The 15,168-nt window shown below is 67.5% G+C and carries 15 protein-coding genes; 11 read left to right on the top strand and 4 right to left on the bottom strand.

The window, feature by feature from the left end:
* Positions 1-156: 156 nt before the first annotated feature.
* The 3 genes from ABH937_RS16745 (at position 157) to ABH937_RS16735 (ending at position 4,220) form a co-directional block, all read left to right on the top strand.
* On the top strand, positions 157-2,667 hold the full coding sequence (locus ABH937_RS16745) for a glycoside hydrolase family 3 C-terminal domain-containing protein (protein ID WP_280690935.1): 2,511 nt from the start codon (positions 157-159) through the stop codon (positions 2,665-2,667).
* Positions 2,668-2,914: 247 nt separating this feature from the next.
* Positions 2,915-3,463: a hypothetical protein gene (locus ABH937_RS16740; protein ID WP_280690934.1), complete on the top strand. Its 549-nt coding sequence runs from the start codon at positions 2,915-2,917 to the stop codon at positions 3,461-3,463.
* Positions 3,464-3,773: 310 nt separating this feature from the next.
* Entirely contained in the window at positions 3,774-4,220 is a 447-nt protein-coding gene (locus tag ABH937_RS16735; RefSeq protein ID WP_280690933.1) for a hypothetical protein, read from the top strand.
* A gap of 681 nt (positions 4,221-4,901) precedes the next feature.
* On the opposite strand, the gene ABH937_RS16730 is transcribed toward ABH937_RS16735, so the two are convergent.
* Both ABH937_RS16730 and ABH937_RS16725 read right to left on the bottom strand, forming a co-directional pair.
* The gene (locus tag ABH937_RS16730) at positions 4,902-5,471 is read right to left on the bottom strand and encodes a hypothetical protein (RefSeq protein ID WP_280690932.1); all 570 of its coding nucleotides are present in this window, start codon (positions 5,469-5,471) and stop codon (positions 4,902-4,904) included.
* A 282-nt stretch (positions 5,472-5,753) separates the two neighbouring features.
* Positions 5,754-6,506 (bottom strand): GntR family transcriptional regulator, encoded by a 753-nt coding sequence (locus ABH937_RS16725; protein ID WP_280690930.1) that lies wholly within the window; start codon positions 6,504-6,506, stop codon positions 5,754-5,756.
* A gap of 512 nt (positions 6,507-7,018) precedes the next feature.
* On the opposite strand from ABH937_RS16725, the gene ABH937_RS16720 reads away from it, so the two are divergent.
* The 3 genes from ABH937_RS16720 to ABH937_RS16710 are packed head-to-tail and all read left to right on the top strand — an operon-like array spanning position 7,019 to position 8,471.
* Positions 7,019-7,750 carry a GntR family transcriptional regulator gene (locus ABH937_RS16720; RefSeq protein WP_280690929.1) on the top strand — a complete coding sequence of 244 codons (732 nt, stop codon included), beginning with the start codon at positions 7,019-7,021 and terminating at the stop codon, positions 7,748-7,750.
* A complete protein-coding gene (locus tag ABH937_RS16715) occupies positions 7,747-8,166 on the top strand; it encodes an ATP-binding protein (protein ID WP_280690928.1) in 420 nt (139 codons plus the stop codon). The genes ABH937_RS16720 and ABH937_RS16715 overlap by 4 nt, the downstream gene beginning before the upstream one ends.
* The gene (locus tag ABH937_RS16710; RefSeq protein WP_280690927.1) at positions 8,163-8,471 is read left to right on the top strand and encodes a hypothetical protein; all 309 of its coding nucleotides are present in this window, start codon (positions 8,163-8,165) and stop codon (positions 8,469-8,471) included. Before ABH937_RS16715 ends, ABH937_RS16710 begins: the two co-directional genes overlap by 4 nt.
* Before the next feature lie 212 nt (positions 8,472-8,683).
* On the opposite strand, the gene ABH937_RS16705 is transcribed toward ABH937_RS16710, so the two are convergent.
* Positions 8,684-9,442 (bottom strand): glycosyltransferase family 2 protein, encoded by a 759-nt coding sequence (locus ABH937_RS16705; protein WP_280691120.1) that lies wholly within the window; start codon positions 9,440-9,442, stop codon positions 8,684-8,686.
* Between the two features lie 5 nt (positions 9,443-9,447).
* The gene (locus ABH937_RS16700) at positions 9,448-10,236 is read right to left on the bottom strand and encodes a GntR family transcriptional regulator (RefSeq protein WP_280690926.1); all 789 of its coding nucleotides are present in this window, start codon (positions 10,234-10,236) and stop codon (positions 9,448-9,450) included.
* A 187-nt stretch (positions 10,237-10,423) separates the two neighbouring features.
* On the opposite strand from ABH937_RS16700, the gene ABH937_RS16695 reads away from it, so the two are divergent.
* From ABH937_RS16695 to ABH937_RS16675, 5 genes are all read left to right on the top strand, one after another.
* Positions 10,424-10,798 (top strand): hypothetical protein, encoded by a 375-nt coding sequence (locus ABH937_RS16695; RefSeq protein WP_280690925.1) that lies wholly within the window; start codon positions 10,424-10,426, stop codon positions 10,796-10,798.
* A gap of 90 nt (positions 10,799-10,888) precedes the next feature.
* On the top strand, positions 10,889-11,185 hold the full coding sequence (locus ABH937_RS16690) for a hypothetical protein (RefSeq protein ID WP_280690924.1): 297 nt from the start codon (positions 10,889-10,891) through the stop codon (positions 11,183-11,185).
* Positions 11,182-12,477 (top strand): hypothetical protein, encoded by a 1,296-nt coding sequence (locus ABH937_RS16685; RefSeq protein ID WP_280690923.1) that lies wholly within the window; start codon positions 11,182-11,184, stop codon positions 12,475-12,477. The genes ABH937_RS16690 and ABH937_RS16685 overlap by 4 nt, the downstream gene beginning before the upstream one ends.
* 33 nt (positions 12,478-12,510) lie before the next feature.
* Positions 12,511-12,813 (top strand): hypothetical protein, encoded by a 303-nt coding sequence (locus tag ABH937_RS16680; protein ID WP_370218654.1) that lies wholly within the window; start codon positions 12,511-12,513, stop codon positions 12,811-12,813.
* 90 nt (positions 12,814-12,903) lie between these two features.
* On the top strand, positions 12,904-15,114 hold the full coding sequence (locus ABH937_RS16675; protein WP_370218653.1) for a cell division protein FtsK: 2,211 nt from the start codon (positions 12,904-12,906) through the stop codon (positions 15,112-15,114).
* Positions 15,115-15,168: the final 54 nt, after the last annotated feature.

Genomic DNA, 15,168 nt, shown 5'->3' with positions numbered 1-15,168 from the left:
GGGTGTCTCCTCCGCGAATCGGCATAAGGAATGCGCGCTGACCTGGTCTGGCGTCGTCGCTTCGCCGTCTCCGGTGTCGTGTTCTGACCTGGAGGGTTCGCCAGATTAGTGTGCAGGGGCCAGCGAGTCATCTCCCTTCCGTGAGCCGGAGGCGTCATGCGCAGGATCGTCACCGCACCGTGGCTCGCGCGAATGGCGGTGGCCTTGAGCACTCTGTCCGGTTCGCTGCCGGCTGCCTATGTCGTGGCTCCACCCGCTGCGGCGGTCTCGACCGCCTGCCCGTGGGTGGGATCGAGCGCGCCGATCCCTCAGCGCGTCAACGAGGTGATCTCGCGGATGACGCTGAATCAGAAGGTCCAGCTGATGACCGGGGCCGGCGGCTCCAGCTACGTCGGCTTTACGCCGGGGATCGGTTCGTTGTGCATCCCGGCGTTGAGCCTGGAGGACGGTCCGGCCGGCGTGAGCGACTGGATGACGGGGGTCACCCAGTTCCCGGCGCCCGTCAGCGTCGCCGCGACCTGGGACACCACAGCGGAGCAGACCTACGGCCAGGCCATCGGTGAGGAGCAGGCCGCCAAGGGCACGACTGTGGACCTCGGACCGACGATCAACATCGTGCGGGACCCGCGCTGGGGCCGCGCGTTCGAGTCGGTCGGTGAGGACCCGTACCTCAACGGGCAGATGAGCGCAGCTGACATCCGCGGTGTGCAGTCCACCGGGGTGATGGCACAGGTCAAGCACTTCGCTGTGTACAACCAGGAGACGAACCGCAACACGCCCGCCGACGACGCGATCGTCGGCGACCAGGCGCTGCGGGAGATTTACCTACCCGCCTTCCAGACCGCCGTGCAGCAGGGCGCCCCCTCCTCGGTGATGTGCTCCTACAGCCAGATCAATGGGACCTTCGCCTGCGAGAACCCGCTGATCCTGAACTCAGTCCTGCGCCGGCAGTTCGGCTTCACCGGCTTCGTCACCTCCGACTGGCGCGCCACACACTCCACCGTGCCGTCAGTGAACGCGGGCTTGGACCAGGACATGCCGGGTGACAACACCTACTTCGGCAGCGCGCTGCGGCAGGCCGTCACCTCCGGTCAGGTGAGTCAGTCCATGATCGACACGTCCGTCTCACGCATCCTCACCGAGATGTTCGCCTTCGGGCTGTTCGACAAGCCGGCGACAGGATCCGCGACCCAGGTCGCGACCAGTGCCTCGCACCAGGCGACGGCAGAGCGCCTGGCCGAAGAGGGCACGGTACTGCTGAAGAACTCGGACAACGTCCTGCCGCTCGGCGCCTCGGACACGTCCATCGCCGTCATCGGCTCGGATGCCTCGACCAGCGCACAGACCGGCGGTGGCGGGACCGCGGGCGTGAACTCCAGCGGCACAGTCACGCCGCTGCAGGGGATCACCAGTGCCGCGCCCAGCGGTGCGACCGTGAGTTACGACGACGGCTCCTCGCCGAGCTCGGCCGCTGCGCTCGCCGCCAGGTCCAGCGTCGCGGTGGTGTTCGCCAGCACCTGGGAGAGCGAAGGAAGCGACCTGACGAGCATCGATCTGCCCAGCGAGGACAACGCGCTGATCTCTTCGGTGGCCGCGGCGAACCCGGACACGATCGTGGTGCTCAACACCGGCTCCGCGGTCACCCTGCCCTGGCTCTCCTCGGTCAAGGGCGTGCTTGAGGCCTGGTACCCAGGGCAGCAGGACGGCACCGCCATCGCGAACGTTCTGTTCGGCGCCACCAACCCCTCCGGCCACCTGCCGGTGACCTTCCCGACCTCGCTCTCCCAGCTCCCGGCGAGCACGAACGCGCGATGGCCCGGCGTTGACGGGCAGGCTCAGTACTCGGAGGGCGTCGATGTCGGCTACCGCTGGTACGACAGCAAGGGCCTGACGCCCCAGTACCCATTCGGCTACGGCCTTTCCTACACCACGTTCTCCTTCAGCAACCTGCAGATCAGCCGCTTGCCGCGGGGTGGCGAGGCCACGGTGAGCGCGACCGTGACCAATACGGGCACCCGGGCCGGAGCGGAGGTCGCCCAGCTGTATGTCATCGACCCGGCTGCTTCCGGGCAGCCGCCGCGGCAGCTTGAGGGCTTCGTCCGGGTGAACCTGCAGCCTGGCCAGAGCGAGACTGTCACCTTCCCGCTCACCGAGCGAAGCCTTCGTTACTGGGACGTGGACACGAACAACTGGGCTACCAGTACTGGCGATTACGGCATTGCTGTCGGCGACGCCGACTCTTCCGCAGGGCTCAAGCTCACTGGCACGCTCAGCATCTGCGCTGACCAACTCGGGCAGCTCATGACGATCACCGCCCCTGGCCCGCAGGAGGGTTCGGCCGGCACTCCGGTCTCATTGCAGGTCGCCGCAAGCGACTCGACGACCGGACAGAGAGTGGCGTACAGCGCCACCGATCTGCCTGCCGGTCTGTCTCTCTCGTTCTCGGGCCTGATCACCGGCATTCCGACCACGGCCGGGACCAACACGGTGACTGTAACCGCGAAGGACCCGAACGGCGCCCAGGCCGAGACGTCGTTCACCTGGACTGTCGAACCGTCCACTGACGGCCTCGCCGCGACGGCGCTCGTTGGCGGTTCTGATCAACATTTCGGGATGGCTGAGCGTGACCATTGGTCAGTTCGATCTCTGAACAAGCGCGTTGAGTGATCACATACTTGAGGTGCTGCTGCCGCATCTGCTGGCTGTTGCTGTCGAAGACATCCAGGGCCAGTCTCAGGCCCGTTGACCAGCGGGAATAGAGAAGTCCGGCTGGAATATTAGTCCGCCACGCCTGGCAAGGGCGGCCACTTCCAGAGGAAGAAACCGAATACATCTGACATATTTCATACAACATGTCATTTCTGGCAAAGTTTGGTCATTTCGAGTTTATTTGCACGGTATCCATGCGCAAGTCTTGACCGCCTCGATTCCCCCTGAAAGAATTGACGAGGTCGCGGCTGTCAAGTATTCACTCTCAGTGGCGGTCGCGGGTGGAGCTAGCCGGGAGGTCATTTTGGGCACTGCTCGCAAGTTTCGACGGTCGATGGCGAGTGCGCTGACGTTCGGAGTGGCGGCGACTGCGCTGCTGGTCGGGACGACCCCAGCTTCTGCTGCCGGTAATACGGGCACTTGGTGCAACCAGAGCAAGGTTACGAACGACGTCTACCTGTCGACGTGCGTTCATGTGCTTGCGTCGTATTGGGCTTCACCTGACGTAAACATCGTGAACTATGGGCATCATCGGATCGCGGTTACGCTCTGGTATAACAGCGGTGGCTACATGTTTAATATTGCCACCTGTCAGGGCTATCCGACAAACAGCACTTTCAATACGCCTTGTCATGGCGATGCAGGATATGGGAGCAGTGCCTTCCCGAATGGCTATGCGCAAGGTCAGAGCTTCATCGTGATCGACGGGCAGAAGTACGGGACGTTCTACTCGCCTAGCCGGCCGGTCTGGTAGTCAAAGCGCGAGTGCAACGGACAGCGCCCTGGCCTCGATCTTTCGTGACGGTCCGTTGGTCATCCGGCGGGCCGTTTCGGCCGGCTTCCTAATAGGTTTTCCATGTGCCCCACCCACGCCGCAGCCTCGATACACTCACCGTCCCCAGGCCACTGACCAGGGCACATGGAGAACTCTCACTGGAGCACTAGGCTGCTGATCTCTTTTCAGTTTCCCATGCAGGTGGCTACAGTGGCGCCGGGGGGCGTGATCGAGTTGGCCCATCCGTATGTTGACGTACAACCTTGGACCCACGGAGGGACTCAGAGCTATGCAGAACCGATCGAAAGTCCGCGTCGCCGTAGTCGCGGCGGCCGCGCTGGCCGCGCCGCTGGCGCTTGCCTCGGCAGCGCACGCGTCCACCGGTGGCGGGTGCCGCGCCTGGTACTCGTACAGCGGCTTGAATGTGTCCACCAGGCCGTGCATCAGTTCCAGCGGCGCCACGGTCAACGGCAGCGGCTACCTCAGCGGTAGCGGACTGGTGCGTTCGGTCGACTTGCAGCTCGTCCACAACGGGCAGATCGTTGCGGAGATCTCCTCCTTTTGCGACCCGTCCCAGACGCAGTGGGCGATACCCGCAGGGCAGTGCACCGCTTTGGACAACATCTCGTTCGGACAGCAGGCAACCGGAAACACCTACTACGTCGACATGTCCTTCACCCCTGACGGCCTCAACTGGTATGGGCCGACGGAGTCGCCGGCGCTGAACCTGTCCTGACCCGCCCGGCCCGCATGACGAGGCTGCTGAAGTAGCCGTGTGCAGGCCCCGGTTCGGTCACGTCGCCGGGCCGGAGCCTGCGCAGCAGGTTCTGCCGGTCAGCTGGCCGCCCAGCGGCCGGTCGGGTTGAACCAGCCCTCGACCGGGCTCCATACCAGACAGCGCTCACCCATCATCGCGGGCGTTTTACCCTCGGCCTTTAGCTCGCCGAGCAGCTGCGGTAGCCAGAGACCTGACGGTTCTTCAGCCGGAAGTCGCCGTTGACGCGAGCTGTCCAGACCCGGCTGCAGCCCGGGTCGGCCATCGAAGACCGCTCTCTGGCGAGACCGCCGGAGACCTCGGCATGGGGTGTTGGTCCAGGTCCATCCAGCACTCGCCGAAGCCGACCCGGCCGTCCGCGTACTCGATCCGGATGTCTGGCATGCTGTGCGAGCTCCCGTCGTCCTGGAGGATGACGTGCTCACCGGTCAGCTGGGCCATCACCCGGCCGGCCGTGTACTCGAAGTCCCAGCCCATGTGGTCGGCTGCCTTCTTGGCGCGCTGCTCGGCTGTGCGCCGGTCGTCAGGGTAGCCCCGCTGCCACTCGCCGATGAGGGAGACTCTGCCGCCCGCAGCAGGGAGTTCCCACTGGGTTTCCCTGGGCGGTGCTGAGGTGTCTCGCTCGACGTGGTGGGCGGCGAATCAGCCATTCTTGCCCGTCGCGCCACCTCTCTGGGGAGGCAGTAGAAGGTCTCGCTCCGGGTGGCTCTCACCGCTGACGTTGCCCTGGACGCCGAGGTCCTGGCGCGCGGCGTCGTGGAACTCGTTGATGCTGCGGAAGACGGCGCGGTTACGTGAGCGCCACTCGTCCAGGGTGCCGTGGACCTTGCCGCCGGCCTGCCAGTCGACTTCGAGGGCTGCCGCGTTGAGCTGGTGCGCTGCCTCAACGACCTCATCGCCACCGAGCAGCATGATGCGCTCGAATGCGCGCCCGCGCTGCCAGCTGGCCTCCGCCAGCTCCACGCTCAGCTCGTGTTCGCCCTTGGGGCTCGCATGGATGCCCTCCTTGTGCTCGTAGAGCTGCACGGCAAGGAAGATGCACGATCTGATCTTGTCGATGTAGCCCTCGTAGGCGTCGAGCTTCTTCTCGTCCCATCGCGTCAGTAGCTCGTGCTGCTTCCGAGTCCGCTCCATCGCGTGGTTGGTGAGGTGCGTGGTCATCGCACCGACCAGGACAGCTGCGATCGTCACTAACTGTTCGGCGGCCGCCAACTCATCCCCCAGGACATGAAGTTCTCTTGATGTCTTGAGATTCTAGGGGGCAGAGAGGTTCATGGCCCTGTCAACGAGTGTTTTGGCAGGCTGAGTTAGGCCGCACGTCCGGCAGCCGGCGGGTGGCAGGCTGAAACACGGGGGTGGTCCCGATCCCTGGCCTGCTGGCACGCTGACGTTCTGTGACGCTGTGACAGTTGTGACTCCCGCGCCCCGTGTTCCAGCCGCTTGAAGCGGTGGACCGGGTGACTCGTCTGGTCCACAGCCGCATCCGGGAGCTTCTCAGCGCCCGACCGGTACCTCGTAGACCAACTCGCACAGGCCTGCGGGAATGATCAGGTCCGCAGTCTCGACCGCGAGGTCGTCGCTGAAGTAGGTGCGTCGGATGTGCGTGACGAGAGCGCCGCGTTGCACCCCGAGGAGTGTGGCTTCCTCGTCGGTCGCGTGCCGGGGCTCCGGCTGCTCAGTGAGGTGGCTGACCGTGATGCCGATCTCGGCCATGCGGTTGACCACACCGCGGCCGGCGTGCGGGCCGCCCTCGGGGAGTACGACCAGCGTGCCCCCGGTGATGCGGTAGGGCTCCCAACTGGTCGACAGCTGGACCGGTTTGCCGTCGGCGAAGAACTCGTAGGCCGTGCGCACGCACAGGTCGCCTACTGCGATGCCGAGGCGGGCCGCGATGTCGGCAGGCGCTGGCACCTTGGCGTCGGTGCGGCTCTCCCACGTTCCCCGCCGGCCGAGGCTCGTCATGTCGGCTTGGAAGGGGGAGCCGTCGCGGTCTTCGCGCGCCCGAGAGCGGACGAGTCGCAGTCGCTCTCGCGGTTCGGCGACGAAGGTGCCCGAGCCCGCTCGGCCTTCGAGAGCACCCTGAAGGATCAGGAGTTCCTGAGCGCGCCGGATGACGTTGTCACCGACACCGAACTCCTGAGCGAGCAGCGCGCGCGACGGCAGGCGATCGCCCGGCGACCACTCCCCGCTGGCGATGCGCTCCTGCAGGGCATCCACGATCCGCAGGTACGGAGGTTGCTCACGCATATGGAAAATCTAGTCCACTAGGTCTAGTCTAGTTAACTAGCTTCGCTCTTAGTAGTCGAGGGGCTGCGGAGGGGTGTCCTGTGTCCTCGTGCCATCAAGCACGTGTCGATGACATCGCTGCTGGTCTTTCGGCCCTTGGCCTCGACGCGCACGTGCATGACCACGGCAGTCACGTCTGCTTAGAAACGGAGGTGCCGGACTCGACAACGGCCGAGTCGTGGGGAGCCCTGCTGGCTCTGCTGGAGACAGCCGACCAGTTCGGGCTCGTCAAAAGCGCCAGCCGCGGCCTGATCGTGTGGGCCGCCGTCCGTATGGATGCACCCGCGACGGACGACGCATTCGCCGTCGCGGGGCAGTGCCGTCAGCTGTATGGGAGCTGATCAGCGTGTTCGACATTATCTGTCCTGCCTCAACCTTGACCAGGTATCAGCTCGTAGCGTGTTCGAGCTACCTCCACCCGGCTCTGCCGTGTCACGGCTCCGCCGACGACGAGCGGAAGCGGTGACTGCGTCATGGCCGTCCGCTACACGCACGTAGTTGATGAACTCCGAAGCCGTATCAAGAGCGGCGCTCTACCGGCCGGCGACAGGCTGCCCTCGGAGGGGGAGCTTGCCGCGACCTATCGGGTTGGCTTGCCTACCCTGCGCCGGGCACTGGACGTGCTGCAGGCCGAGGGCCTGATCGAGAAGTTCCATGGGCGGGGGAACTTCGTTCGTCCGCCGATCCGGCCGGTCACGTATGTCAGCGGGTGCGATGCGCAGACCGTGCAGCCAGCTGGCTCAAGCCTTCTGAAGGTCGACGTCAGGGTGACCGAGCTGGAGGCACAAGGCGGGTTGCTTCCCTGGCTGCAGGTGCCCGCCGGCACTCCGCTGGTGGAGCGCGTCTACCTGAGCAAGCAGGCAGGTGTCCCCTGCAGCTTGGCTCGCGTCTACGTGCCGCGTGTCCTAGATGGGGGCGCGACGGAAGTGCCGCAATCACCGTGGGGCGACGACGTTCTGGCGCAGCTATTCGCGCGCGGCGTTCGGCTTGCGGCCACCCGAGAGCGGACCGTCGCGCGGTTTCCGACCGCGGAGGAGGCAGAAGAGCTTCACGTCGTCACCCGGGCCCCGGTGTTGGTGATCGAGCGCACCTCGACCGATAGCGATGGGCGGGTGTTGGTGGGATCGCTCCTGCTCCTTCCCGGTGGCCGCGCGGAGGCGCTGTTCGCGACCGTTGACTGCAGGAACCTGGAGGAAGCCCGGTGACGACGATTCCGAGTGCGACCTTTGCCTGGCTGCCGCGCCGGCCGACGTCCGGGGGCGCCGCCCGCAGCCTGTTGCGGGAGTTTTTGGCGGGCGTGGATGGTGGCGAGCTGTTCGCGGAGGTCGGAATGACGGTGCTGACCGAGTTGGTCAACAACGCCGTGCAGCACGTTCGCGCGCCACGGGACTGCCGAATCTTCGTCCGGTTCGAGATGTCGGCAGGTCTGCTGCGCATTGAGGTCCACGACCCCAGCCGCAAACTCCCGGCTATGCGCAAGGCGAGTCGGGACGACGAGTCCGGTCGTGGACTGTTGCTGGTCGAGCAGCTTTCGCAGGAGTGGGGCGCGAATTTCCGCGAAGGGCCCGTGGGTAAAGTGGTGTGGGCTGCGCTCGCTTCGGCCGCCGGAGGTGCTGGGTGAGCGTCACGCCGGAGACCTTCGGCCCTGTCACGGCCTCTATCGAGGGCATCATGCCCGCGGTCGAGTTCGACCAGCTCCTGGACGCGCTCACGGCGCTGCTCAAGGAGGTTGGGCAGTTGAGGGTCTGGCCACTGCACCGGGACTTCATCGAGCTGGGCCTCGGCCGGCCGGAGGCGGCGGAGTGCATCGCAGGTCATTTGCAGCGCACCGGCTGGTGGGGGCAGGACCTTTACGTCGGTGACATCGGGGAGGCGGAGCGGCATCGGATTGAAATCGTTCCGACGCGTCCGGCAGCACCAGGGTGATCTGGCCCCGCCTGGACCGGCCCAACGCCCGCGTCTGAGGGATTCCGGTCAGGGTGGGGAAGTGCAGTTGATCCGGGCAGGACCCAGCCAGGAGACCAGCCGAGCCACCCCACGCTGAGAGTGCCGTGCACCGTTCGACTGATCGAGCCTGGACACCTCCTTGACGGAGGTGTCCAGGCTCTCTCGCTTCTTACGGCGGGACGTCAGGCCGCTCAAGCTCCGGCCGGGTAGCGCCACGCCAAGCCGGCAAGCGCCTCAGCTCGGCTCTCGATCACGGCCATCCGGGCCTCGCGCTCGATCGCGTCGGTGTGGGCGGCCTGATTGGTCATCTGACCGGGCCACTTCCGGTAGAGCAGGCCCACGTCCGGAGTGAACCACCCGCGACTGACTGCGCTGAGCGCGAGCAGAAGACCGGTGTCTTCCGAGGCCGGCAGCGCCATCCAGGCACCAAGGGCAAGCAGCAGGTCGCGCCGGATGCAGAGTGTTGCAGGGTGCACCTGGGCTCGGTAGCCGTGGGCCTTCCAATGCTCCAGCACGGCGCCGCGCTCGATCGGCCCGGCCGGCGGGTCCTGGTCGAAGCCGACGGTCGAGCCGTCGGGCAACAGGTCCAGGACCCGGGACGTCGTCCATCCGATGGTGGGGTCAGAGCTGAGCGCGGCCAGGTCGCGGGCGAGCGCGCCGGGGGCAAACATGTCGTCAGCGTCCAGCACCTTGACGTATTCGCCCTCTGCACGCGCGAGCGCGATGGTCCGGGCCATTCCCGCGCCCCCCGGTCGGCCCTGGCTGAAGCTCACCCGGGCGTCGTCAGGGACGTATGGCGCGACCTCGTCGCTCTTGCCGTCTTCCTGGATCAGCCAGAGCCAGTCCCAGCCTTCGGGAAGCACCTGCTCGCGCAGCGACTTGTACGCGTCCGGCAGGAACGGGGCGGCCGCCGGGTGGACCGGGGTGACGATGATGATGCGCCGCTGCACGGCCTTCACCACCTTTCCAGTTGAGTGGTGAAGGTCATTTCCGTGCGGTCGCCGGGCAGCGTGACGTCGGCGATGTCCACGACGCGCCCGGCGATGTCGTAAGACGTCTTTCGCAGGACCAGGACGGAGGTGCCGGGGGGCAGTTCCAGCTCTTCGGTCTCCTCGGCCGTTGGCGGCCGTGCCGTTATGCGCTCTACGACACGGTCGATCTCGATGCCGACGGTGTAGAGCTGATTCTGAGTGCCCCCGGGCCAGGGCTCGCGCGTGGCGTCGAGAAGGTCGGGGTTCCCCGCGATCATGTCGCGGACCAGGTACGAATGGGTGAGGTTGAAGGGGGCGGTCTCCGCGCGGTAGCGCGTCCGGAAGATGCGCTCCAGCAGGACTGTTCCTGCCGCGACTCTGAAGGCTTCGGCCCACTCTCCGAACGCCACGACTTCCCGGTACTCGGCCGTGAAGACCAGGTCATCCAGGACCAGGCCGGTGTCGTGCTCGGTCGCGCCGGTCTTCTGACGATCCTGCAGCGGACTCCGTGCGCGGTCCTTCTCCCACTGGTGCCGCTGGTTGGTGCGCTGGACAAGCTTGCGCGCCTGGCGCACGAAGTTGCCGAGGCCGTGCTTCTTCTCGATCAGCCCTTCCGCCTGCAAGAGCGCCAGCGCCTGGCGGGTGGTCGGAAGGCTCCTGCCGTACTGCTCCGCGAGGGCCGTCTCCGCCGGCAGCCGGTCGCCCGGCGCGAGTTCACCTGCACGGATGCGCTGGCGGAGGTCGTCCGCGATGCGCTCATACAGCTTCGCCATGGTCACCACCGTCCTGGTCGGTTAGCGACACCAGCATACGAGTCCTTAAGAGGACTTGACGAGTTGAGGTGACGCGCGCCATAGTTCTAGCAACTCCTTAAGAGGACCTGAGGACAGGATCTCTTTAGGAGTTGTGGCGGCCGGGCGGAACCGGACCCGCCTCCGAATCCCGAGGAGGGGGAGACTCATGCAGATCGCAATCGGTGACGTCGTTCGCGACCGGAGCGACATGGCGCTGGGAACGGTGACCGGTGTCGCCCGCCAGGCCGGCGGCAGTGTCGTGGTCATCCAGGTCTCCGGCGGGGAGCTGCGCCAGGTCAGGCACTACGACCTCGAAGTCGTCGCCCGTGGCCCCGAGCCCAAGACCGTCGCCCGGGGCGTGGTGGCATGCATCGTGCTGGCCGTGTCCTTCGTGGCGGGTGCCCTGGCTGGCGACGCGGAAATGGCTTCGGGCGGCAGCCTTCTGCTGGCCATCCTGGCGGCTTTCGGCTCCTCGACCGCCGTCATGACGGCGGTTCAGATCATTCAGCGGGTGGCCGACCCGCGCCGCATCAGCGTCTGAGTAGCACTCTCACAGCCGGTGGCGGCGGTCGACGGGTCAAGGAAGCTCGCCGCTCCGGCTCTCCATCCCATCCAGGACCAGGAGAGCAGTATGCGCACCTATGTCGGTGACCAAGAAGCCTTAACCGTGGCGGAGTTCGAGGAGCTGACCTCCGGATTCGCGGAAGACGAGCAACTCCCTGATTTCCTGCGGGAGATGCTGTTCGGCCGGTCCGGCGAATCGGGCCTGGAGCGTGCCGTCCGAGTGGACGCCGCTCGCGGAATTCTGGCCGACCTGAGCGCGGACGACCCCGAACTGGTGCTGTACGCCGCGACGTTGCTGGGTGTCATCCCGCTGACCACGCGCTGCGGTGCCCACCGGCCGCTGCGGACGGAGCCGGCCGCATGACCGATCAGACGGTTTACAGCCTGCGGGCTGCCAGGCAGTTGGACGCGGTCACGGTGGAACTCGCCAGGGCGAAGGCTGGGAGAGATCGGGCTGAGGCCGATGCCGCTGCTCAAGCAGTGCTCAGGCGATCCGAGCGGGAGCATCAGGAAGCACTGGCCGAGTTGCGCGCCGTTGCTGAGGCGGAACGTGAGCGGCGCGCAGCCCGGCGGCAGGCCGCACGAGCGCAGCAGTGGGCCCGCCGCCGGCGGGCTCTGGCCGGCCGTGCAGCGCTACTGGCCACGCTTGCCGTGATCATGCTGTTCGTGGTCGTCGCGCTGCCGGCGCAGGTCAGCTTCCTTGCCGAGCGCTGGCCGTTGCCAATGGCGTTGGCGGGCGGGACCGCGCTGGAGTCGCTCACTTGGGTGTTCGCCCTGCAGGGGCGGGCGCGGGACGCGCGAGGCCTGTCCGCCGCGGTCCACCACGCGGGAATCTGGACAGCCGCGATCGTCGCGGCGGCCGTCAACCTCACCCATGGCGCTCAGCTCTGGGGCCCGGCCTTCGCGGTCGTCGCTGCGTGCGGTTCGTTGGCGGCGCCGATCACCTGGCACATGTACCTGCTCTCGCAGCGGGAGGACGCGGCGGACCCGCGCCAGGCACGCCGAGACCGCCGCCGGCAGCGTCGCCACCGCAAGGTGGCCCGCACCGCCCGGTGGCTGGCCACTGCGCTCCCGTCGGAGCTGACGCCGGACGAGTTGTGGACGCTGGCCTGGCGGGCGGTGCACGGTGCCGAGCCGGGGATCACCGCCGACCTGCTCGACAGCTACGCCAAGGTCTCCACGCTGGTGGCGAAGCACTTGCGACCGGGTGACCGAGCCGGCCTGGAACTGCTCACTCGGCCCACGGCCGCAGCGGCCGTGCCGCAGAGGCTCGATGCGCGGGCCAGGGTGGAGGCCGGCTTCGCCGCCGCCCGCCCGGTTGCCGAACTGCTGCAGGCAGAAGTCCGCACGCGGATGTCGCCGCTGGCGGTCCGTACAGGGGCGTACACCCAGGTCACAGGCCGTACGGCTGCACGCTCGGCGCCACTTCGTTCGGACCGTACAACCCCTGTACAGGCCGCAGCAACGGGCGCCGCTGTGGAGGCCAAGCGTCGGGCCGCGCGCGCCGCGATCCGCCGCACTCTCGCCGCCGGCGGCTCTCCCTCCCCGACCGAGATCGGGCGGGTGCACGGCATGTCCCCGGAGTGGGGCGCCAAGCAGATCCGCGCCGTCCGGACGGAACGTCAGTCCAGCCCAGTCGCGCCAGCCGGCGCCTGACTGAGTCGACCTCAGCACTGGAGGTATAGCGCTATGAGCAGTACGACCTTCCTGCACGTGACCGCGCAGACCACGGTCATCAGCGCGCGGCAGAGCGACGGCGAGCCCTTTCTCCGGTTGGAGAGCAAGGGGCACCTCCTCACCCTCTTCGGCCCGAGCGTGACGTTCCAAGGCCCGGCCACCCTCGTTGCCTTTGCCGAGGCGCTGGCCGATGCGGCCAGCGAGTTCCTGGTGCTGGCCCGCGAGCGCGCTGCCGCGTCCTGCTCTCGTGAGGTGCCCACCGCCGCCACGGACAGCACGTCGTCCGCCGACGCCGGTGCAGTGCAGCTCCGCTGAGCCACCGCCAGACCACCCGGGACGCGACCGGCCTGCCAGCACAGAGCGCGTCCCGGGCTCCTTCACCCATCGATGTGAGGAAGGACCTCAGTGAACCACGACGAGGATGACGACTCGCGCGAGCTGTTCGCGCGCCTGGAAGCCGAGTTGAACGCTGACCGTGACGACAACGTGGTCGACATCGACCAGGCGCGGGCTCAACGAGCCCAGCAGAACGCCAGCTCCGTCGCTGGCGGCCAGTACAGCAACCCGGCCGGGGATTCGGTGTACGAGCCGGCGCCCGCCGCACCGGTCGACAAGCCGGCGCCCGCTGGACTGGGCTGGCTCCAGCGCCTCCAGACGGAGAAGCGTCGCCCGGTGATTCCGGCCTGGCTGCAGAGCAAGGCCGAGTTCCAGGAGGCGGCCCGCTGGACGGCCAGCCACTACGCCCACTCGGTGGCGTTCCACGCGGTCCGCCTGCCGGCGTATGCGGGCAAGCTCGTGGCGCGCTCACCCCGTGGTGCGTCCCGCGCCATGCGGGAGTTCCGCCGCTGGACGCGTGACCTCGAAGCGGAGCCGATCCGCGCGTACGCCGTCGCCACGGAGGATGCCGAGCTCTACCTGAAGCTCTCCCGCCAGCGCGACCGGCGAGTTGCCTCGCGAGGCTGGCTCACTGCCCTGTTCGTTCTGTCCGTCGCCGCGTTCGGCCCGTTGCTGGTGCTGACCGCCCCCGGCTGGGCGCTGCTGGTGCTCGTCGTGGCTGCGATGCTCGGCCTGGGTACGGCCGGCGCACCGGCAGATCAGCCGTTGATCTCCCGCGCAGTTGTCGCGGCGAAGGTGCAGCGGCTCACCTCTGAGATGGTCGAGCGGGCGCTGTCCGTGCTGGCCGTCAGCGGCATCACCCAGTACCTCTCCAAAGGCGGCCGGGTGGAGTTCACCGCCCCTATCACCCGCGACGGGCCTGGATGGCGGGCCGACGTCCAGCTGCCGCCTGGGGTCACGGTCGGCGAGGTGATGGACAAGCGGGACAAGCTCGCGTCGGGCCTGCGCCGCCCGCTGGGCTGCGTCTGGCCGGAGCCGATGGCCGGCGAGCACCCCGGCATGATGGCGCTCTGGGTCGGCGACCAGGACATGAACAAGACGAGGCAGCCAGTCTGGCCGCTGCTCAACGGTGGCAGCGTGGACCTGTTCAAGCCCGCGAGCTTCGCCACCGACCAGCGCGGGCGGTGGGTCGAGCTGACCCTGATGTACATCGCGGGCATCATCGGCGCGATCCCCAGGATGGGCAAGACCTTCCTCCTCCGGCTGCTCCTGCTGATCGCAGCCCTGGACCCGCGGGCCGAGCTGCACACCTACGACCTCAAGGGGACCGGTGACCTCGACCCGGTCGGCGAGACGGTCTCGCACCGCCACCGGGCCGGCGAGGACGATGAGGACATCAAGTACGCACTGGACGACATGCGCGAGATCCGTGCCGAGCTGCGCCGCCGAGCGAAGGTGATCCGCTCACTGCCGCGCGACATCTGCCCGGAGTCCAAGGTCACCAGCGAACTGGCCGATAAGAAGTCGCTGGGGCTGCACCCGATCGTCATCGGCGTGGACGAGTGCCAGAAGTGGTTCGAACACCCGAAGTACGGCGGTGAGTTGGAAGAGATCTGCACCGACCTGGTCAAGCGCGGCCCCGCGACCGGAATTGTCCTGCTGCTCGCCACCCAGCGCCCCGACGCCAAGTCGCTGCCTACCGGCATCAGCGCCAACGCCTCTGTCCGCCTCTGCCTCAAGGTCATGGGCCAGTTGGAGAACGACATGGTGCTGGGTACCAGCTCCTACCGGAACGGGATCCGGGCCACCACCTTCGCCTGGGCCGACAAGGGCATCGCGTACTTCGTCGGCGAGGGCGCGGACGCCCGGATCGTGCGGGCCGTGAACGTCGACGCGCCCACGGCCGAGGCCATTGGGACCCGTGCCCGAGCTGTGCGGGAGCGGGCCGGCCTGCTCACTGGCTACGCCGCGGGTAACGACAGCGCGCCGGTGGACGGACCGTCCTACAACCTGCTCGCCGACATCCTCGCCGTGGTACCGGCCTCCGAAGCGAAGGCGTGGTCGGAGACCGTTGTCGCGCGCCTCGCGGAGCTGCGGCCGGAGGTCTACGGCGGTTGGGCGCCCGACCAGTTGGCCGCCGCGCTGAAGCCGCACGGGATCAGCACGGGCCAGGTCTGGGGGACCGCCGAGGACGGCAAGGGCGCCAACCGGCGCGGCATCACCCGCGCACACATCTCCGCCGCAGCTGCGGAGCGTGATCAGAAGCGGGACGCGAGCTGAACTCCGCCGCTGCTAGGTCTAGCACCCGAGCCCGCTAGACCTAGCACCCCCGCT

It is taken from the genome of Kitasatospora sp. GAS1066B, assembly GCF_041262605.1.
Taxonomy (GTDB): Bacteria; Actinomycetota; Actinomycetes; order Streptomycetales; family Streptomycetaceae; genus Kitasatospora.
The sequence above is the reverse complement of the archived record's forward strand: the minus strand, read 5'-3'. Positions and strand labels throughout refer to the sequence as shown.

Excerpts from the sequence above, each read along its gene's own strand:
- ABH937_RS16745 (WP_280690935.1), top strand. The coding sequence starts at position 157 with ATGCGCAGGATCGTCACCGCACCGTGGCTCGCGCGAATGGCGGTGGCC.
- ABH937_RS16735 (WP_280690933.1), top strand. The coding sequence starts at position 3,774 with ATGCAGAACCGATCGAAAGTCCGCGTCGCCGTAGTCGCGGCGGCCGCG.
- ABH937_RS16725 (WP_280690930.1), bottom strand. The coding sequence starts at position 6,506 with ATGCGTGAGCAACCTCCGTACCTGCGGATCGTGGATGCCCTGCAGGAG.
- ABH937_RS16720 (WP_280690929.1), top strand. The coding sequence starts at position 7,019 with ATGGCCGTCCGCTACACGCACGTAGTTGATGAACTCCGAAGCCGTATC.
- ABH937_RS16700 (WP_280690926.1), bottom strand. The coding sequence starts at position 10,236 with ATGGCGAAGCTGTATGAGCGCATCGCGGACGACCTCCGCCAGCGCATC.
- ABH937_RS16695 (WP_280690925.1), top strand. The coding sequence starts at position 10,424 with ATGCAGATCGCAATCGGTGACGTCGTTCGCGACCGGAGCGACATGGCG.
- ABH937_RS16690 (WP_280690924.1), top strand. The coding sequence starts at position 10,889 with ATGCGCACCTATGTCGGTGACCAAGAAGCCTTAACCGTGGCGGAGTTC.
- ABH937_RS16685 (WP_280690923.1), top strand. The coding sequence starts at position 11,182 with ATGACCGATCAGACGGTTTACAGCCTGCGGGCTGCCAGGCAGTTGGAC.
- ABH937_RS16680 (WP_370218654.1), top strand. The coding sequence starts at position 12,511 with ATGAGCAGTACGACCTTCCTGCACGTGACCGCGCAGACCACGGTCATC.